Source organism: Bacillus sp. S2(2024) (assembly GCF_050474045.1).
GTDB classification, from domain to species: Bacteria; Bacillota; Bacilli; order Bacillales; family Bacillaceae_G; genus Bacillus_A; species Bacillus_A yunxiaonensis.
On the sequence record NZ_JBFLUS010000003.1, the window covers coordinates 1,468,317 to 1,488,698 of the forward strand.

Consider the following 20,382-nt stretch of genomic DNA (forward strand, 5'->3'; position numbering starts at 1 on the left):
TTTCCTTGTCCTGTTATCATAACCTCTTGTTCAACTAACCTAATAAAGCAGGCATTTATTTGCAAACACTACGCATTTCAAATGTGATGTGAAAACTAAGAGATAAGAGATGCATGTTCAAAAATTTCTCCGCATGCAAAATAAATAGATACAGTGGGAAGAAGTATTAAAGACTAACCAATAAAAACAAGACCCCTAACTCATTTATAGTTAGGGGTCTTGTTCTTGTGCAAGGATAGAAAAATTTAATAGTTTACTAGCTATTTCTTAAATCGGAACGGAACAGTTGAAACAATAACATTCTTTTTATATAAAAGGTATATTCTTAATAAAACACTTGATTGGTTGTGTAAGATGTTATGCCAACTTTTTTTGGTTATAAATTGCGGAATGAGCACAGTAACTGACTGATGATCTTCCTGTGCTTTATCTTGAATCATAGCTACTAATTTTGTAATAGGTCTCATTAAGCTTCTGTAAGAAGAAACCACTGTAATAAGACGAACATCTGGTTTCCATTCTTTCCATTTTTGTTGCATTTTTATTTCACTTTCTTTGTCGAAGGCTACATATACTGCGATGACAGTATCACCAATAGCTTCGGCATAATTAATGGATTGTTCGACTACTTTTGTGATTCCTGCAACGGGTACGATGACAATATTTCCTTCAAATTTGTGAGAAACTGCATTTGGATTGATACGTAGTTGTTCTCCAACGGCATCGTAATGTTTATAAATACGATGACAGGTGTACACAATAATTGGCAGGAATATAACGACAGACCATACTTGTGTAAACTTTGTGATAAAGAAAATCAATAATACAGATAGTGAAATAAGCGCCCCTACTAAATTTGTTAGTAATTTAGGTAACCATCCTTGTGGTTTTTCGCGTAACCATTTTACAATCATTCCTGTTTGCGACAAGGTGAAAGGAAGGAATACACCAACTGCGTATAGCGGGATTAGTTGTTCTGTTTTTCCTTGAAACGCAATTATTAAAATAATAGAAGCGATTCCTAGTGTCATAATTCCATTTGAGTATCCTAAGCGATCACCGCGCATTAAAAACATACGAGGCATGTATTTATCTGATGCTAGGTTGTAAGCTAATAATGGGAATGCAGAGAATCCCGTATTAGCAGCTAATACTAAAATAAGTGCTGTTGTTCCTTGTATAAAGTAGTAAACATAACTTCTTCCGAATACATCTGATGCAATTTGAGATACAACAGTTTCAGTAGGCTTCGGAGCAATACCGTACCAAAATGCCAAAACCGTGATTCCAGTAAATAAGACTGCTAGAATTGTTCCCATCAAAACTAATGTTTTGGCCGCATTTTTAGCAGCGGGTTCTTTAAAATTAGGAATGGCATTTGAAATAGCCTCTACCCCTGTTAATGCAGAACATCCAGATGAGAATGCTTTTAATAAAAAGAATAATGTAACTCCCGGTACTACAGTACCAATAGGTGTATGTAAGGTTGCTGGCGCTTGTCCAGTTACGATTTTAAACACTCCAACAGTAATTAATAAAATGAGTGCTAATACGAAGAGATAGACAGGATAAGCTAGAATAGACGCGGATTCTGTTACTCCTCTAAGGTTTAGGATTGTAATGAAAATAACAAGTATGACCGCGATTGGAACGGTATACTGATGTAAAACCGGAAACGCAGATGTAATCGCATCTGTTCCCGCTGATACACTTACAGCTACGGTAAGGATATAATCTACCAGTAAGGAGCCGCCAGCAACGAGTCCGGCATTTATACCTAAATTTGTCTTAGAAACAACGTAAGCTCCTCCTCCATGCGGATAGGCAAAAATAATCTGTCTGTACGATAAAATCAGTGCGGTTAATAAAATAAGAACCCCAATTGCTATTGGAATAGAGTACCAAAAGGCAATCGATCCAAGTGCTGCAAGAACAATTAAAATTTGTTCCGTTCCATACGCAACAGAAGAAAGAGCATCAGATGAAAGAATAGCCAATGCCTTTAGCTTATTTAATTTTTGTTCGCCTAAGGCATTTGATTTAAGGGGTCTACCAATTAAAAACCTTTTGAACGATGAAAACATGGATGCACCACCAATATATAAATTTTCCAATGAACAGAATATCACAATTGATAGCGAGTGAATAGATATTTTTATTATGAATTCTTTATCATTTAATAATAAATTGACAAAACAGTGACAGAATAACCTCTTTACTACATAAAAAGAATGGATATAGAGGAGATAGAAGGGGAGAGATTAAGTCACTTTTCTTTGTATTGGGAAGTCGATGAATGATTGTGTATATAGTAATTAGAAATAAAGTTCAACAAAACTCCTTTTCTATCATATCGTATCATTCATTCTTGCATTGTATTATAAATAAGCAAAGTATCAAAGGTATACTACCTAAAGTAAATGGTATAGCTTGTGATACGTGTTGGTATTCTTTAGTGGGATATGTATACATAAAATACTGAAAATTATGTTAAAATAATGTTAATTGTTTAAAAAGGGGGATTCTATTATGAAAAAAGATCGTCTTGCAAAAGTAGATTTAACCAAAAAAATTGAATCGAAACAAAAATATAATAAGAAGCTTGAAAAGTATCAAATGCGTTTACTAGCGTTGCAGCAGATTTTACGAGAAGAAAAAATAGCCGTTATTTTGGCTATGGAAGGTTGGGATGCTGCTGGAAAGGGGGGGGCAATTAAACGAATTACCGAGCACCTTGATCCGCGCGGCTTGCAAGTAAATCCAATTGGTGCGCCTGCTCCTCATGAAAAACGTTATCATTATTTGCAACGATTCTGGCGGAAAATCCCGCAATATGGCCAAATCACTATTTTCGATCGCTCTTGGTACGGTCGTGTATTGGTTGAACGTGTAGAGGGTTTCGCTACAAAGGAAGAGTGGACTAGAGCATACGATGAAATCAATGATTTTGAAAAACTATTAACAGATGATCATTACATAGTAGCGAAATTTTTCTATCATATTAGCAAAGATGAACAGTTAGCGCGATTTAAAGAGCGAGAGCAAAATCCCCTTAAGAAATGGAAAATTACAGATGAAGATTGGCGCAATCGTGAAAAGTGGGATGAATATGTCGAGGCAATGGAAGATATGTTTGAAAAAACAGATAAACCAAATGCAAGGTGGAATATTATACCTGGCAATGATAAATTGTATGCGCGTGTAAAAACATTGAAAGTGATAATTTCATTAATTGAGGACTATTTCTTAGAACATGGTATAGAACTGCCATCATACTATCATGAAATGAAAGAAGAAAAGCAAGAGGAAACCGAACAAGTTTAAGATATAAGTCGTTAAATTTGTATGAAGTGAATCTTATTAAATGATTATAGTATTGATTTTATCTAGTTATATAAAGCAGGGGCTAGTTATCCCTTCTTTATCGGAAATTTGGCAAGAAAACCCCATCTTCAAAACGCGCAGGGCATAGCCTAGTTTAAGGTGGGGATGTATTGCCCTTGCATTCGCAAAAAAATTTTGATAATGATACGAATATATGTTCTTTTTGTGAGAATTCATGGTATCATTAAGGGAAGAAGGAGGTGAAAATCATGACAAACGAAAAAGAATATGCAACCTATCAAATTTGGATCAAGAAAGGTCATAAGTTATACTCTTACTTCCTAGAAATGTGTCAAAACGCAAAAAATCTCTACAATACAACAAACTTCTATATTCGCCAAGTGTATACGGCCTTACGTACGGATCAACCATTACAGCCACTTCAACAAGAAGTTCTTCATACATTACAAGCACATATTGAAATCATGAATGAAAATCAACTGCATGCATACCAAAAACGCGTACAAAAACAAAAAGAAAAACCTGTTAAAGAACAGAAAGATATAAAATGTAACTTGTTTACCTTCCCGACAAAAGAGAAATCGTTCCTATCGTATCATTTCTTAGATTGTTTGTTTAAAACAATGAAACAACAAGATTATATGAACTTGCCAGCGCAAACGAATCAAGCAGTTATGAAGAAGTTGTATCAAAACTGGAAATCATTCTTCGCTTCCATCAAGGCATACCAAAAACATCCTTCCACTTTTACGGGCAGACCTCGCATTCCTAAATATATCAAATCATCTATGAAAGAAATTGTATTTACAAATCAAGTATGTAAACTCCAAGATAAGTACATTCGTTTTCCAAAAACAAACATAAAATTAAATATCGGTAAATTGTTTGGGCGGATTGGTAATCTCAAAGAGGTACGTGTTTCTCCTACTTACGGGAAGTTTAAAGTTGAAATTGTGACAGAACAGTCCGAACCAGCACCTGAGGGTGTTGAAAACAATCGTTATATGAGTATTGACTTAGGGGTCAATAATGTTGCAACTATCATAACGAATACGGGTGCTACTCCTGTGTTAGTAAAGGGCAATGTAATTAAAAGTATGAATCAATACTACAACAAGAAAAAGGCTTATTTCACGGGTATTCTTCGTCATGGAAAAGAACCAAAAGAAGGACCACACACATCAAAGTGTCTAGAGAGGCTTCATGAAAAGCGATTTCTCAAAATAAAAGACCTTTTCCATAAAATTAGTTATCATATTGTTCAGTTCGCGATTCAACATGAGATTTCTATGATTGTGATTGGGAAAAATACATCATGGAAACAAAACAGTGAGATGGGAAAACGACAGAATCAATCCTTTTGCCATATCCCACATAATCTACTCATTGAAATGATCAACTACAAGGCAAAGCGACAGGGCGTCATGGTACAAGTCGTGGAAGAATCGTATACAAGCAAGGCATCCTTTCTAGACAATGATGATATCCCCACTTACGGTGAGGAAGACATTCCTGAGTTCAGTGGAAAACGGATCAAACGTGGCTTGTATCGCACGAGAGAGAATAAACTACTGAACGCAGATGTGAATGGTGCCTATAACATATTAAAAAAAGTAGTTCCAAAGGCATTTGCCGATGGAATAGAGGGGTTGTGCCATCAGGCAGCTGTGTCAACTCCACTCGTGTTAAGCATCTCTTGAAGATGATACACGAGAAACCCCCACTTCAAGATCCGAAGGAGATAAGTGGCGGGAGTTTTCATTCTTGTGTCAGCTATATAACTGTGCTAAAATTTATGTAACTTTTAATGAACGGAGGGGTCTCCTTTGATCTTAATCAGATTACGTCTCAATACTTTGTGCCAATAATTGAATAGCGCTCAAAGGCTCTGTCTGTGTGCAGAGTGAACGGGATTGGTCTGTCTCTTTAAAGGAACCCTATTAAACTTATATGTGAAAAGAGGGAGGGACGAATACGCCCTCTTTTTGTTTTGCCTTTAAAAACAGAATGATACGATGCATGTATACAAACAATTTTTAGAATTGGTATAGTATGCTGGGTTTGACGACCATTGAACAAGCTAGAGACGATGTTTTTATGCTTATTTGTCGTACTCTCATCCGTTTATGAAAAACACAGGCAGTAGCTTGTGTTTTTTATTTTGCGCGTAATCGAAATGGAGGAATAAATATATGGAAAAATTAGTACAAAAAGCAATATTAGTCGGAGTGAATTTAAATAGTCAAAGTGATTTCGAATATTCGATGGAGGAGTTAGCGAATTTAGCGGAAGCGTGCGATGTGGAAGTGATAGGGCAAGTTACACAAAATTTACATCGTGTGAATCCATCCCATTATATTGGAACGGGTAAAATTGAAGAAGTGTCAGCGTTTGTGAAAGAAGCAGATGCAAATTTGGTAATTTTCAACGATGAGTTATCTCCTTCACAAATCCGAAATTTGGAAGCGGATATAGATTGTAAAGTGATTGATCGTACAATTTTAATTTTAGATATTTTTGCGCAGCGTGCCAAAACGAAAGAGGCGCAATTACAGGTTGAAGTTGCACATTTACAATATATGATGCCTCGTTTAATTGGCCTGCGTGAATCGCTTGGAAGGCAAAGCGGCGGTGTTGGTACGAGAAACAAAGGTGTCGGGGAAAAGAAACTAGAGCTTGATCGCCGTAAGATTGAAGAGCAAATTGCCGCGCTAAATAAAGAGTTAGAAGCACTCACTCTGCATCGTCAAACGCAGCGTAAACAGCGTAAGAAAAATGAAGTACCTGTTGTTTCGTTAGTAGGATATACAAATGCTGGTAAATCAACAACGATGAATGCTATGCTTGAAATATTTAATGGATCTACAGAGAAACAAGTATTTGAGAAAGATATGCTATTTGCGACGCTCGAAACAGCTGTGCGAAATATTCAATTGCCAGATAACAAATCATTTTTATTAACAGATACAGTTGGGTTCGTTAGTAAATTGCCGCATCATCTTGTGAAAGCGTTCCGTTCGACGTTAGAAGAAGTGGCGGAGGCAGATTTACTCATTCATATTGTGGATTATGCAAATCCAAACTATGAGCATCTCATCGATATTACTAATCAAATGTTAAAACAAATCGGTGTTGAAAATATCCCAACCATTTACGTTTATAATAAAGCAGATGTTATGGATATTGAAATTCCAAAAGTACAAGATAATCGTGTGTATTTGTCAGCTAAACAAAAAGTAGGTATGGATGAACTTGTACAAATGATTCGTACGCAAATTTATCAAGATTATACAAAGTGTGAAATGTTAATTCCTTATGATCAAGGGCAATTAATTTCTTATTTTAACGAACATGCTAATGTTTTATCGACGGACTACGAAAATGAAGGTACGAAAATTACCGTGGAATGTAAAACGAGTGATTTTGAAAAATATAAAAAGTATGTAATATGTTAAAGAATTCGTTTGAAATATGAAGAGAAGAGTTGCTGTATTGCAACTCTTTTTTTCGTTATTTTTTCTTTGCATATATACATGTATCTCGTAATTCAGCACCATCTACAGATACACTGTTATTCTCTAAAATGCCCTCTAATTTAAAGCCTAGTTTTTCGGGTATAGCACGGCTTTTTACATTTCTTGAGTCACAGCGAATTTCTACTCGATTAGCACTTAATTCTTTAAAGGCAAAATCTACAATTCCTGTAACGGCTTCTGTCATGTATCCTTGTCCGCTAAAACGGGAATGAATCCAATAACCAATCTCAAATTTCGGAATATCCCAGTTAATACGATGTAATCCTGAAGAGGCAACAAATTCACCTGTTTCTTTCAGAAAAACGAGTAAACGTAAATCTTCTCGTGCCAAGAATTTCACATGAGAATCTCTAATGTTTGCTTCTACTTCTTGTTCCGTTTGTTCTTTTTGAGCAAAAGGCATCCAAGGTTTTAATTCTTCAATAGACTCATTGATCGCTTCATATACTTCTTTTCCGTCTCCAGGTCTTGGTATTCGTATGAGAAGTCTCTCGGTATAAAATTCAGAAGGAAAGTTTAATAATAATGGATTCATATTAGATACTCCTTACTTGTTCTTTCATATTATGATACTTGAATGGATGTATATGGTAAATGATTTTCTGAATTTTAAAAACTAATAAAAAGGTATTTACTAGATTTCAACTTTTATGCGTTTATCATACGACAGTAAGCAGAGAAGTGGAAAAAGGTGAAAAAGAGGTATAAAATAGGTTTTGTTTAAAAAGTCAGAAAAATAAGCGGTGTATGAAATATATGCACAGGCTATTTTCAGCACAGAAGGAGAGGAGCGTGTAACATGCAGATAGCACAAAAGCCGAATGCGATGACTACACCAACGATTTACCGTATTTTATTTGCGATTAGCTTCGGTCATTTTCTTAATGACTCGATGCAGGCAGTTGTGCCAGCGCTATTTCCAATTTTGGAAAAGTCGATGAATTTATCTTATATGCAGGTCGGGTGGATTGCCTTTGCTTTGAATATGACATCATCCATTATGCAGCCGATGTTTGGAATGTATTCAGATAAGAAGCCTTCCCCATATTTATTGCCACTTGGAATGCTCTCAAGCATGCTTGGGATGATTGGACTTGCGTTTGCACCGAACTTTTTTATTGTTATTTTATCCGTTTTATTTATTGGGCTTGGCTCAGCTGTGTTTCATCCAGAAGGTGCTCGAGTTGCTTATATGGCAGCAGGAGCAAAGCGTGGTTTAGCACAATCAATTTATCAAGTAGGGGGAAATACCGGGAATTCACTTGCGCCAATTTTTACGGCACTCGTATTTGTTCCACTTGGTCAAATCGGTACTGTTTGGTTTACGGGCTTTGCGGTAGTTGGCATTGTTTTATTATACTTTGTTTCTACATGGTATAAAGGGGAGTTAGCAAGCGGGGCTGTAAGAAGGAAGAAACGAGCTGCACTAGAAGCTGAAAATCTAGTAATAAGCAGCCGTGTTAAGTTTGTTATTGTTTTACTTGTATTTTTAACGTTTGTTCGTTCGTGGTATGGGGCAGGAATAGGAAACTTTTATCAATTTTATTTAATTGAGCATTACGGACTATCTATTAAAAATGCACAGTTTTATGTATTTGCTTTCATGATTGCCGGCGTACTTGGAACGTTCTTTGGAGGACCGTTAGCTGACCGGTTTGGAAAACGAAATATTATTGTCTTTTCCATGCTTGGCTCAGCACCTCTAGCACTGTTATTGCCACATGTTTCGCTTGTTTGGGTTGTCCCGTTATTTCTTTGTATTGGATTTATTAGTTCTAGTAGTTTCAGTGTTATTGTTGTGTACGCGCAGGAGCTTGTTCCTGGAAAAGTTGGCATGGTATCAGGTTTAATTGTCGGACTCGCATTTGGACTTGGGGCATTAGGAGCAGTTATACTTGGGAAATTGGCAGATATATATAGCCTTAACTTTATTATGTTGCTATGTAGCATGTTGCCGTTAATTGGTTTATCATCATGGTTACTGCCAAATGATCGTAAAACGATGTAGAAATGGATGGAATAGGAGCCTCGAATATGAAAATATATCATAACGTTACAGAGTTAATTGGAAATACACCTGTTGTGCGTTTATCGCGTATTGTTCCGGAAGATGCGGCTGATATATATGTGAAATTAGAGATGTTTAACCCGTCACGTAGTGTGAAGGACCGTGCGGCTTATAATTTAATTCATATGGCAGAAGAGAATGGATTTATACGACCTGGAGATACAATTATTGAACCGACAAGTGGTAATACAGGAATAGGGTTGGCAATGAATGCGGCTGCGAAAGGATATAAAGCAATTCTTATTATGCCAGACAATATGTCTAAAGAGCGCATTAACTTGCTGAAGGCATACGGAGCTGAGGTAGTACTGACACCAGCTGTTGAACGGATGCCGGGGGCAATTGCAAAAGCATTGGAATTGCAGCAGCAAATTCCAGGCAGCTTTATTCCACAGCAGTTTGAGAACAAAGCAAATCCTGATATTCATCGCACTACAACAGCAGTTGAAATTTATAAACAAATGAACGGTGAATTAGATGCATTTGTTGCAACTGCTGGAACAGGTGGAACTATTACAGGGACAGGCGAAACATTACGAGAAAGGCTTCCTGATTTATATATTGCAGTTGTGGAACCGAAAGGATCTCCCGTTTTATCAGGTGGTACTCCGGGCCCGCATAAATTAGTGGGAACAAGTCCAGGATTTATTCCAAAAAACTTAAATACAGAGATTTATAATGAAATCATTCAAATTGCTGATGAAGATGCAATTGAGACAATGAGAAAGCTTGCGAAAGAAGAGGGGATTTTAGTAGGACCATCATCCGGAGCTTCTGTTTTTGCAGCGATTACACTAGCGAAAAGACTAGGTGTCGGGAAAAAGGTAGTATGTATTGCGCCAGATACAGGAGAACGGTATTTGAGTATGGGGTTATTTGAATGATTGCTATGAAGGAGGATGTATATGAAACATACATCCTCTTTTTCTGTTTGTTACATATTTTCAGTATGTAGCATCTTGGATTCTTTTAATTTGTTTTATTTGTTTTTTTACTCAAAACAGACCAGTGTGTTGGACGAGAAAGCAAATGAGGTAATTTTGTGTGTGAATCGCCCTTTGCTGAGTTAATCTGAACTTGGGTGAGAAAGATACTCTCTGTGAGATTTGCTCCGCTAAGGTCGGCGTCTCGTAAATCAGCACCGATAAGGTCAGCCGCTCTCAAATCGGCGCCTCGGAGGTCGGCAGCAATAAGGTATGCTCCTCTTAAATTTGCTCCTCTGAGATCTGCTCCTTTAAGTTTTGCACCCATGAGATCTGCTCCCCGATGGTTAATTCTCTTGCTTTTTTTTGAATTCTTATGTTGGCGACGTGCCTCCGTCCATACTAGTTCGCTTGTCTTTAAAAGCAGAGCGTTGACATTTGCTCGGTGTAATGGAACGTCTAGCTCCATGAGTGAATCGGGACTCAGTTGAGAAAGTCGTTCTGTCTCATCAAAAGCGAGGCTAAGCTCTCGGTGAATCGGACGAGTTGCTTTCAATGTTAAGGCTTCAGTTAAGTACCAGAGCATTTCATGGAGTTGTTGCATAATTGGAAACACATTGTACATTTTCTGCGCCCTTTTTGGATCTTTAAGCCAGTCTACTCCTTCGAAAGTGACTTGGGAAACCTTTTGTCCTGCGCCGAAGCATTCAAAAACGGTACATCCTTTAAACCCTTGCTGTCTGAGATCTTTATGAATACCGCAGCGAAAGTCCGATTGCAGATTAGGGCAGGGTTTGCCACCATCTTTATTAATTGCAAAATCTGCCGAAGCTGCGAAGGGTAGTGCAACACAACATAAGCCGAAACAGTTTTCACAGTCAGCGCGCAAATTGTTATGATTCAAGTCGTGTTTTGGATAATTATGATTCCCGATCAATATGTGGACCTCCTTAGTTTTCGTATTAATTTTATAAATTAATAGATAAGATTAATAGTTTGGTTGTTGCTTCATGTATGTTAAAAAGCGCATTCCAATTTAATGTATTTCCGAAAGAAGTCCTCATCTTCAAGCGCGTGACGTATAAGAGCCCAGCGGTAAGGTGGGGATGAATTTCGGTTAGGCATAGCCTAACTGATTTGTAAGAACTGCCAATTGTTCGTATGGTGTATACGTTCCATATCTGACATCTTCACTTGCTTATAGGATTTCGCAGGATTTTGTATATATTGTCCATGTATATCTTGTACGTATACCATTTTTCCTGTAAATCCTGTCACAAATCCTACTTGTCCAAATACCTTTACTTTATCACCTAAATAGATTCCATCTATATGTGATGTATTTTTCTTGTTCCGTTTTGCACTTGTATTCTTTGTTTTCCTTCCTTTTCTTGCGGTTGCTTCATGCAGGGAGCGTTTTTTCTTTCTAAATTGCTTAATTCGAAACTCACCGCTTTGATTATATTCTTGTATTTGTGTTGGATGGGTAATCGCAATCGCGTCATTTACATGTGTTTTTGATAAACCCATTTTTTTTCGCTTTGGTGTGATGTAACTGCCGTACGTAATGTCACAATCTAAACGATTCATGATTCGCAAACGCAGTATATTCATAAAAGCAGTCTCTTTATATTGTTTTAGTTTTTTGAAACTGTGTTTGATTTTCCCTTGATGAAATTTTTGATGGCATTCATCATGCACTGTTACAAGATTATCTGCCATATCTGAACCGCCACTGCATCGTTCGATGATATGATGCGTATGCAAGATACCACCTTTTTTCTTGCAAATTTGACACGTATAGTTGTCTCTCGCAAATACGTAATATCTTGTATTCCAAAAGCCAAAGGTATCTCCTTGTTGGTATTCTATTCCTTGTATATCGGGATTTTTTAGCTTTTGTGCATCAAATTTTCCTACTTCGACAATCACTTTTGGAAATGGTAATAACGAGCGAAATATTTCAATCCAATGAATTTGATTATCCACTCTGCTTTGAATCGATGGTGGCAACCATCCTTCTTTCTTTTTCCGATTGAGAAAACGTGCTTTGCGATATCTTGTTTTTCGTTGTCTTCTACCTCTGCGTAATGTAGCTCTTAGTGTAAGATTTTCTTTGACGTCTTGACGCAACTCAATGGTTCCTTTTGCTAGCACTTTGTTTTCCATGGCAATCGCAATGCCTATATGCTTTGCCCCACTGTCAACACCGATTGTGACGGGTTGCATTGTTTCACCTGTGGCATATAGAAGTTGAATGATAAACGGAGTATATCCAATAATCGTTGCTTTTCCTTGTTTGAGAAGAAGCCGTGCCTTACGATGACTGCAAGGCATAAGTGGTTCTCCTCGTAAATTCTTGACAAATACACGCATGTTTTGTCCCTCCTAAGAGTTTGTTTCCCTTCGCCAATGTTTGTAGGTGTTGGCAACTTCTTATATAAGAAGGCTTGTGGTTGACCGTTCCTTCCCAATCAGAACTGTTACAGAGCCACCATAGAGCCAAGAACTAGGGAATCATTCTTGGGTATGCAACCTACGAACGGAGTCCACGAAAGACCGAGGCTAGACAACCAGGGCTTTTTCAAGCCCCCACTTCAAAACGTGTTAGCGTTTAAGTGGTGGGTAGTTGACATACTATTACTGAATAATTTCACAATCAATTATTGGTTATATTTAGGGGGGAAGAAAAGATGTCTTTTAGATAAGTATTTACTATAACTAACCTACTACGTTAGTGTAATGTAAGAAAATAAGTTGTTCAACTGTATTTTAAATAAATATCGTACATATTATATTACTTTCTAAAATGGTAGTTACTTTATTTTAATAAAAAAGGTGTAACTTCAAATGTAAGTTACACCTTTTCAATGCTTATCGTTTTAATTTCTTCAACAACGGCAGACGATTGATACGATCACCAAGAATGTCAGAAGCAAGCCCGCTTGTAAATACAAAAGCGAAGTAAACAAGTCCGCCAAGGGCACCGCATACGACTACAATTATTAAAGACTCTATATATGTTTGTCCTGGAATTAACCATTTCAATAACGTTTTTGCCCCAACTACTACAGCAGACATTGCTGCAGAGTATATTGTAATAAGTAATACGGTTTTACCAGTTTCTATAATGTTAAACTTTGTATATTTCACAATGCAGTATAACATGATTACATCAGAAACGAGGTAACCAAGTATAGTTCCTAATACAGCACCGTGTCCACCTAGTGCATATAGAAGTGGTGTATTGACAAGAACTTTTACAATGATCCCTGCAGTAAAAGCAATCATCGTTTTACGCTGATAATCAATACCCTGTAAGATAGCTGCTGATACGGTGAAAATGGCGCTCATTACAGCAGATGGTGCAAATGAGATCAAATATTGTGATCCGTCTAATGCTGTATTGTGATCAAAATAAACCATGCGAAATGCATCGTAAGCGATGCTAGCAAGTCCAAATGATGCTGGAATTGTGAAAAATAATAATATTGTAAATATCTTTTCAATTTGATTTTGCAATTCATCTAATTTTCCACCCGTAAATGACTGTGTAATTGCCGGGATGATTGAGAGCGAAAATCCTGTTGCCAGTGATGCTGGTATCATAATAAGTTTTTGAGCATAGTTCGTAATGTAAGCAAAAACAGCATTTGCTTTAGTTAGTGGTGTGCCTATTGCTTGCAGTGCATCGGCAACCGTATATTGATCCACTAATGTATAAAGTGGAATGGCAATACCGACAAAAACAATTGGAATCGCATAGCGAAGTAGTTCCATATACATCTTTGTTAAGGGAATCGAAGAAGAGCGCACTTTTCGTTCACCTTCTGGCGCGCGTAGTCCATTGTACTTTTTCCAATACATAACAAGCATGGAGACACTGGCAATTGCTCCAATAACAGCGCCAAATGTTGCGACTGCTACAGAAGATGCAACTGATCCGCCTAATAGTTTAGAAACGATAAAGCTTCCAACTAAAATAAATATAACGCGAGCAATTTGTTCTACAACTTGTGAAACAGCACTTGGTTTCATATGCTGAAAACCTTGGAAATAACCGCGTGTCACGCTCATTGCTGGCACGATAATAAGTGCAAAACTTAGCGCCCGCATTGTTAGTGTTACATCCGCAACGAATCCAGGATCTGGTGTTTTAGAGCGAATAATTAATTCGGATACATAAGGTGCCCCGAAAAATAAAATTAAGAAACCAAGGAATCCCATAACCAGCATTACTTTTAAGCTTGAATTATATAATTTTTTACTTGTGTTGTAATCTCCTAAAGCGTTATATTTGGCAACAAATTTTGAAACGGCGATAGGGATACCTGCTGTTGAAAAGCTTAATAAAATTCCATACCAGGAGTATGCATAAGAATATAAAGCAACTCCATCACTCCCAACTAAAGCTTGAAATGGGAAGAAATAAATAAAACCTAAAATACGTGAAATCATTGTGGCGCCGCTTAGTAAGGCAGTGCCTTTTAATACTTTTGAAGTAGACAAAATACTTCCTCCTACTCATGTTGCTTAAGAATCATCTTTTTCTACTATAAACTTGTCTTGGTATTTTATAAAGTAAAATACTAAAATAATTATTACAGTATTTTTACAAAGTGTGTTTGTTTGTGGGATTTTAGTAGGAAGTTCCAATTTTATAAAAAGTAGGATCATCTTTTTTAATTTTGGCTTAAACGCTTCTTAATAATACAATTTTTAAAAAGGCATGAAGATGCAAGTAGGGAGAATTTGTCATATAATAGGATTGAATCGAAAGGAATATTAGGAGGTGTTGATATGGCGATTACAATAAAATTGTCAGATACTGCAGCGTCTCATGCAAAGCCAATTATGGAAAAGGCGATACTTTGCATGAGGTAGACAAATAATCTAACATACAATCGCCTAAATGGAATTGTATCATTTCTCCTATAGTTGGCTTTGCACCTTATTTAGATGAAACATAAAAAATAAGGGGCGAGCGGAAATGAAATATGTAAAAGCAGCGACTGTTTTACCTGAAAAGTTAATTATAGAAATTCAAAAGTATGTGCAAGGAGAAACAATTTATATTCCAAAACCAGAAAATGCTCATCATAAGTGGGGCACGCGCTCTGGCGGAAGAAAGCAACTTGATGATCGAAATCAGGCAATTAAACATGCTTTTAAAGATGGAGTATCCATTCATCAATTAGCAGAAGAATATTTTCTTGCTGTTGAAACGATAAAAAAAATAGTGTATTCAAAATAGAAATTGTAAGCACTAATTATTGTATAAATAATAATTAGTGCTTTTTTGTGTAAAGTTTGTTTCTAAATTATACAATGCATTTTATAAAGAACATGCATTGTATAAAATATAAAATAGATAAACAATTTGTATGGAGTGATAAAAATGGAAGCTTTTATTAGAAGTGATCAATATAATTTTATAAAATCACAAGCTCATATTCTAGTGAATGGACATGCAACAGCAAACGATAGAGGCGTTATTGCCGCTCTAAAGTCTCTTGCGATAGAAAAAGTGTTAGATGTTTTTGAAAATCTTACTGATGACCAAAAAGAATTAATTGATATGATTTTGACGGTTAGAAATAGGGAGGACGCAGAAGCGTTTTTATTCAAGTTAAATCCGTATGTCATTCCGTTTCAGAAAGTTACGCCGCAAACGTTAAAAAAATTATTTCCTAAAGCTAAAAAATTGAAGCTTCCTGAAATGGAAGGAATAAATATGAAAGAGATGTCTTATCTAGGTTGGATTGATAAAGGCACAAGTAGAAAGTTTATTATAGCAAAGAATAAAAATAAGTTTGTTGGTTTACAAGGCACATTCCAAAGTATAAACAAAAAAGGTATTTGTGCATTGTGCCATGGCCATGAAGAAGTAGGTATGTTTCTAGTTGAAATAAAAGGGGATGTACCAGGTACTTTTGTTCAAAAAGGAAACTACATTTGCCAAGATAGCGTAGCGTGTAATCAGAATATGACTTCACTGGATAAGTTATATGATTTTATTGAGAGATTGAGAAAATAACTTATAGTAAAAAAATAAGTACAGAAAAGGGTGATCTTTTATCATCCTTTTCATGCTATATGGCATAATTTATTCAATTTTGCATAGATGAAAAAAGATGGACAGTGGGGAAAGGATCATTTTTTGCATGGCATGATTTTTGCATTTTAATAAAAAAGATTCAGGAAAGTTTTTTGAATGTGAAAATTATGTTGATAAAGGGGAAATGACGTATGAAATATCCACTAACGCCAGATGTAAAACCAGAGTTTTGTACGACAGGTTCATTTATGAGATTACCATCAAGTAATGAACAAGCAAAGATTGCAATTCTAGGAATGCCGTTTGATACGGCTGCTTCTTTTCGCGTTGGTGCGCGTTTTGCTCCGCAAGCAATTCGTCAAGCGTCTATGACTTTGTTCCCATATCATCCGATTCACCATGTTTATCCGTTTGATGATACAAATGCAATTGATATTGGTGATGTGTCTGTAATCCCGCACAATATTCATCGTAGCTATGATGTAATTGAAGAAACTGTTCTTGGATTAATGCAACAAGGAATTATCCCGATAGGTCTTGGAGGGGATCATTCAGTTACATTAGCAAGTCTTCGTGCAGCAGCGAAAGTTCATGGACCTGTTGCAATGATTCATTTCGACTCCCATACAGACACATGGGATACATATTACGAAGAGAAATATTGGCACGGTTCCCCATTTATTCGTGCACATGAAGAAGGGTTACTACAACCTGAAAAAGTATTCCAAATTGGTATCCGTGGAACATTAAATCATCCTGGTGATATAGAAGCTAGTAATGATTTAGGGTATAACGTCATTACAACAGCTGAATTATGTGATCGTGGTTTTGAAAGCGTTCTTGAGCAAATGCGAGCAACGATTGGTGATACACCATGTTTCTTAACATTTGATATTGATTTTGTAGATCCATCTTGTGCACCTGGTACAGGTACGTTAGAAGTGGGGGGATTTAACAGTCGCGAGACATTAAACATGGTGCGTTCATTAAGTGGATTTAATTATATCGGTTTCGACTTAGTAGAAGTATTGCCGCCATATGATCAAGCTCAAATTACTTCTCTTTTAGCAGCAACACTTGTGCATGATTTTGCTAGCTTAATTGCTTTACAGATGAAAAATGAAGATAAGTAAGAGGGTGATTATTATATTGAAATATAAAAAGACTGATGAAACAACTTTTCATCAGTCTTAAAAAATGTCTATTAATTATTTTTTCTGCCAATTTTCCTTGATAAAGTCTTCACGACCAGACTCTTTCCGTTCCTGGGCATATTTCTCTGGATTCTTTTTATAAAAATGTTGATGGTATTCTTCTGCTTCGTAAAATGGAGCAGCTGGGCGAATTTCTGTTACAATGGGATCTTTAAACATACCGCTTTCTGCTAATGCTTGTTTTGATTTTTCAGCAAGCTCTTTTTGTGTGTCGTTGTGATAAAAAATTGCTGTACGATAAGATGGACCACGGTCAAAAAACTGTCCGCCATCATCAGTTGGATCAATTTGCGGCCAATATAAATCTAATAACTTTTGATAAGGAAATATAGTAGGATCAAATGTAATTTGAACAACTTCTAAATGTCCAGATTCCCCAGATTTTACATCTTCATATGTTGGATTTTCAACATGTCCTCCTGCATAACCTGAAAGAACTTTATGTATACCAGGCAGTTCATCAAATGGCTTTACCATACACCAAAAGCAACCACCAGCAAAAGTTGCAAGTTCATATTGTTTTTCTTCCATCGCGTGTAATCCCCCTAAATTGATATGTTTTATATAGTATCGTATATGTTGTTTGTGATAGCAAGGGAAAAGTCTGGAAGAAAGGCGAAAAAATCATTGACTTTTATATTATGTTCCTATTATTATTTCTTAAATAGGAATGATTACGATTTATGGTAGAGAGGAGAAAAACTTCTTGTTAGATTGGATTATTATCGGTGGCGGTATACAAGGTTGTACAGTAGCCACTTTCTTATTGAAAAGCAATAAGACAACAAAAAAACAGTTATGCATTATTGATTCGCATTCTAAACCACTCCATAGTTGGAGTTGTATGGCAAATAGGATTGGGATGGAATTTCTTCGTTCACCATCTGTACATCATATCGAGCCTGAACCGTTTCATTTACAAAAATTTGCTGGAAGTCGTGGGGAGTACAATCATTTTTATGGATCATATAAACGACCTTCTTTACAATTATTTAACGCGCATTGTCAAAGTATATTCAATGAAATTGAATTGAATGATTGTTGGAATCAAGGAAGAGTAAATCATATTATGAAAACAGGTAATGGATGGACTGTAACAACAGAAGATGGGACTGCTAGAACTGCAAAGCATGTAGTCATTGCAATTGGTGTCAATGAACAGCCATTTCTGCCAGAATGGGCAAAGCATATTCAAGATGTTTATCCAAATCATGTAGCTCATATTTATGATAAAAATTCACAAGAGTTGGATTTATTCGAACCACCATTTCTTATCATCGGTGGAGGAATAACTGCTGCTCATTTATCAATTACATTAAGTAGGCGTTTTCCTGGGAAGGTAATCTTATTAAAGAGGCATCCTTTTCGTATCTATGATTTCGATAGTGATCCTGGTTGGTTAGGACCTAAAAATATAAACGCTTTTCATAAGATAGAAGACTTTAACAAACGCAGGAAAGAAATTCAGCAAGCTCGTCATAAAGGATCTATACCAAACAATCTGTATCAGACGTTACGACAGCTTCAAAAAAAGGAAAAGCTCTGCATTATGGATGGTGAGGTAGATTCATTTTCCATAAATTTAAATGAAAATCACATATGTTTAGATTTAAAACAATCAGACGACAAATTGAATGTAAAAAGTATACTACTTGCAACTGGATTTCAAAATACTTTACCAGGTCAAGAGTGGCTATCTTCTTTAATTGAGCAAGAAGATTTAAGTTGTGCTGCATGTGGATATCCAATTATCACGAAATCTTTAGAATGGGCACCAGGTTTATATGTTGCAGGAGCTTTAGCAGAATTAGAAGTTGGGCCTGTGTCGAGAAATATTGCCGGTGCTAGAAAAGCTGCAGAAAAAATTATTAGTAGTATAAAGAATAAATCGTAATGATTACTATTATCGAAGAGGTGCTTATATGAACAAAAAGATACCAGTAACTGTACTTAGTGGCTATTTAGGAGCAGGTAAAACAACGATTTTAAATCATATATTGCAAAATAAAGAAGGTTTAAGAGTTGCTGTCATAGTAAATGACATGAGTGAGATTAATATTGATGCAGAGTTAGTACAACAAAGCGGCGGATTATCAAGGGTAGAAGAAAAGCTCGTTGAAATGTCTAATGGATGTATATGCTGTACGCTACGTGAAGATTTATTATGGGAAGTAGAAAGAATTTCAAAGGAAGGGAATATTGATTATATTGTGATTGAATCTACTGGTATTAGTGAACCAATTCCAGTAGCACAAACGTTTTCTTATATAGATGAAGAATTAGGGATAGATTTAACACGTTTTTGTCAATTGGATACGATGGTAACAGTTGTTGATGCAAATCGATTTTGGCAGGATTTTCATTCAGGAGAAAGCTTATTAGATCGGAAAGAAGCAGTAAGTGACCTAGATACAAGGGAGATAGCAGATTTATTAATTGATCAAATTGAATTTTGTGATGTGTTAATACTAAATAAGTGTGATTTAGTAGCAGAAGAAGAGTTAGACAAGTTAGAAAGGGTTCTTAAAAAACTACAACCAGATGCAAAATTGATTCGCACAATAAAAGGGAATTTTAATCCTAAGGAAGTGTTACATACAAATTTATTTGATTTTGAAAAGGCACAAGCTTCAGCAGGATGGATTAAAGAACTTACATCCGGACACCAGCATCATACACCTGAAACAGAAGAATATAATATTTCTTCTTTCGTATATAAAAGAAAGTTGCCATTTCATTCAGAACGCTTCTATCGATGGATACATGCAATGCCAAACCATATTGTACGAGCAAAAGGAATTGCATGGTGTGCAACAAGAAATAATATGGCCTTGCTTATGTCACAAGCTGGACCGTCTGTTTCAATTGAACCCGTATCATACTGGGTAGCCTCTTTACCTGAAATACAGAGGAAACAAATTTTAATAGAAAACCCGCACTTATTAGATGAGTGGGATGTTGAATATGGAGACCGGATTACAAAACTTGTTTTTATTGGAACAGATTTAAACCCACAGCAAATTACAGCGGAATTAGATAAATGTTTATTAACAATAGAAGAATTTGAATCTGATTGGAGTACCTTAACAGATCCATTTCAATGGGAGATGTAAATTGAAAAAATGGTAATGGAATAAGCGTATGAAAATCTTCGTTTTGTTGAAGGTATGGTACGATTTGTTGCAGCTGATTTCTCCCGGGCAGTATGACTCCCACCTCAAGATTCAGAGGAAAGCGA

At 36.2% G+C, this 20,382-nt stretch carries 16 protein-coding genes; 10 read left to right on the forward strand and 6 right to left on the reverse strand.

Going from position 1 to position 20,382, the window contains the following annotated elements; genetic code table 11:
* Nucleotides 1-260 precede the first annotated feature (260 nt).
* Entirely contained in the window at nucleotides 261-2,084 is a 1,824-nt protein-coding gene (locus tag AB1284_RS07360; RefSeq protein WP_429750505.1) for an APC family permease, read from the reverse strand.
* Nucleotides 2,085-2,529: 445 nt separating this feature from the next.
* On the opposite strand from AB1284_RS07360, the gene AB1284_RS07365 reads away from it, so the two are divergent.
* From AB1284_RS07365 to hflX, 3 genes are all read left to right on the forward strand, one after another.
* Entirely contained in the window at nucleotides 2,530-3,324 is a 795-nt protein-coding gene (locus AB1284_RS07365; RefSeq protein WP_429750503.1) for a polyphosphate kinase 2 family protein, read from the forward strand.
* Nucleotides 3,325-3,593: 269 nt separating this feature from the next.
* Nucleotides 3,594-5,045, forward strand: a complete 1,452-nt coding sequence (locus AB1284_RS07370; RefSeq protein ID WP_429750501.1) for an RNA-guided endonuclease InsQ/TnpB family protein — start codon at nucleotides 3,594-3,596, stop codon at nucleotides 5,043-5,045.
* 492 nt (nucleotides 5,046-5,537) lie between these two features.
* Nucleotides 5,538-6,800 (forward strand): GTPase HflX, encoded by a 1,263-nt coding sequence (hflX, locus tag AB1284_RS07375; protein ID WP_429750499.1) that lies wholly within the window; start codon nucleotides 5,538-5,540, stop codon nucleotides 6,798-6,800.
* 55 nt (nucleotides 6,801-6,855) lie between these two features.
* On the opposite strand, the gene AB1284_RS07380 is transcribed toward hflX, so the two are convergent.
* Complete coding sequence (locus AB1284_RS07380) at nucleotides 6,856-7,416, reverse strand: GNAT family N-acetyltransferase (RefSeq protein ID WP_429750498.1); 561 nt, start codon at nucleotides 7,414-7,416, stop codon at nucleotides 6,856-6,858.
* A gap of 264 nt (nucleotides 7,417-7,680) precedes the next feature.
* Here AB1284_RS07380 and AB1284_RS07385 point away from each other — a divergent pair, with 264 nt between their 5' ends.
* Nucleotides 7,681-8,889, forward strand: coding sequence for an MFS transporter (locus AB1284_RS07385; RefSeq protein ID WP_429750496.1), 1,209 nt, complete (start codon nucleotides 7,681-7,683; stop codon nucleotides 8,887-8,889).
* A gap of 26 nt (nucleotides 8,890-8,915) precedes the next feature.
* A complete protein-coding gene (gene cysK, locus AB1284_RS07390) occupies nucleotides 8,916-9,833 on the forward strand; it encodes a cysteine synthase A (protein WP_429750494.1) in 918 nt (305 codons plus the stop codon).
* Nucleotides 9,834-9,918: 85 nt separating this feature from the next.
* Here the strand turns inward: cysK and AB1284_RS07395 are convergent, their stop codons facing one another.
* The 3 genes from AB1284_RS07395 to AB1284_RS07405 form a co-directional block, all read right to left on the reverse strand.
* On the reverse strand, nucleotides 9,919-10,812 hold the full coding sequence (locus tag AB1284_RS07395) for a pentapeptide repeat-containing protein (protein ID WP_429754330.1): 894 nt from the start codon (nucleotides 10,810-10,812) through the stop codon (nucleotides 9,919-9,921).
* A 188-nt stretch (nucleotides 10,813-11,000) separates the two neighbouring features.
* On the reverse strand, nucleotides 11,001-12,248 hold the full coding sequence (gene iscB, locus AB1284_RS07400) for an RNA-guided endonuclease IscB (protein ID WP_429750492.1): 1,248 nt from the start codon (nucleotides 12,246-12,248) through the stop codon (nucleotides 11,001-11,003).
* Nucleotides 12,249-12,746: 498 nt separating this feature from the next.
* On the reverse strand, nucleotides 12,747-14,381 hold the full coding sequence (locus AB1284_RS07405; protein WP_429750491.1) for a putative polysaccharide biosynthesis protein: 1,635 nt from the start codon (nucleotides 14,379-14,381) through the stop codon (nucleotides 12,747-12,749).
* A gap of 481 nt (nucleotides 14,382-14,862) precedes the next feature.
* Here AB1284_RS07405 and AB1284_RS07410 point away from each other — a divergent pair, with 481 nt between their 5' ends.
* The 3 genes from AB1284_RS07410 to speB all read left to right on the forward strand — a co-directional run bounded on the left by AB1284_RS07410 (nucleotide 14,863) and on the right by speB (nucleotide 17,063).
* Complete coding sequence (locus tag AB1284_RS07410; protein WP_429750489.1) at nucleotides 14,863-15,126, forward strand: CD3324 family protein; 264 nt, start codon at nucleotides 14,863-14,865, stop codon at nucleotides 15,124-15,126.
* Between the two features lie 144 nt (nucleotides 15,127-15,270).
* Nucleotides 15,271-15,909: a FusB/FusC family EF-G-binding protein gene (locus tag AB1284_RS07415; RefSeq protein WP_429750487.1), complete on the forward strand. Its 639-nt coding sequence runs from the start codon at nucleotides 15,271-15,273 to the stop codon at nucleotides 15,907-15,909.
* Between the two features lie 212 nt (nucleotides 15,910-16,121).
* A complete protein-coding gene (gene speB, locus AB1284_RS07420; protein WP_429750485.1) occupies nucleotides 16,122-17,063 on the forward strand; it encodes an agmatinase in 942 nt (313 codons plus the stop codon).
* A 75-nt stretch (nucleotides 17,064-17,138) separates the two neighbouring features.
* Here speB and msrA read toward each other — a convergent pair whose 3' ends face one another.
* Nucleotides 17,139-17,675 carry a peptide-methionine (S)-S-oxide reductase MsrA gene (gene msrA, locus AB1284_RS07425; RefSeq protein WP_429750484.1) on the reverse strand — a complete coding sequence of 179 codons (537 nt, stop codon included), beginning with the start codon at nucleotides 17,673-17,675 and terminating at the stop codon, nucleotides 17,139-17,141.
* Between the two features lie 175 nt (nucleotides 17,676-17,850).
* Between msrA and AB1284_RS07430 the strand changes: the two genes are divergently transcribed.
* Together AB1284_RS07430 and AB1284_RS07435 are read left to right on the forward strand one after the other, a co-directional pair.
* The gene (locus tag AB1284_RS07430) at nucleotides 17,851-19,038 is read left to right on the forward strand and encodes an FAD/NAD(P)-binding protein (protein ID WP_429750482.1); all 1,188 of its coding nucleotides are present in this window, start codon (nucleotides 17,851-17,853) and stop codon (nucleotides 19,036-19,038) included.
* A 28-nt stretch (nucleotides 19,039-19,066) separates the two neighbouring features.
* Nucleotides 19,067-20,257 (forward strand): GTP-binding protein, encoded by a 1,191-nt coding sequence (locus tag AB1284_RS07435; RefSeq protein WP_377884204.1) that lies wholly within the window; start codon nucleotides 19,067-19,069, stop codon nucleotides 20,255-20,257.
* Nucleotides 20,258-20,382 lie beyond the last annotated feature (125 nt).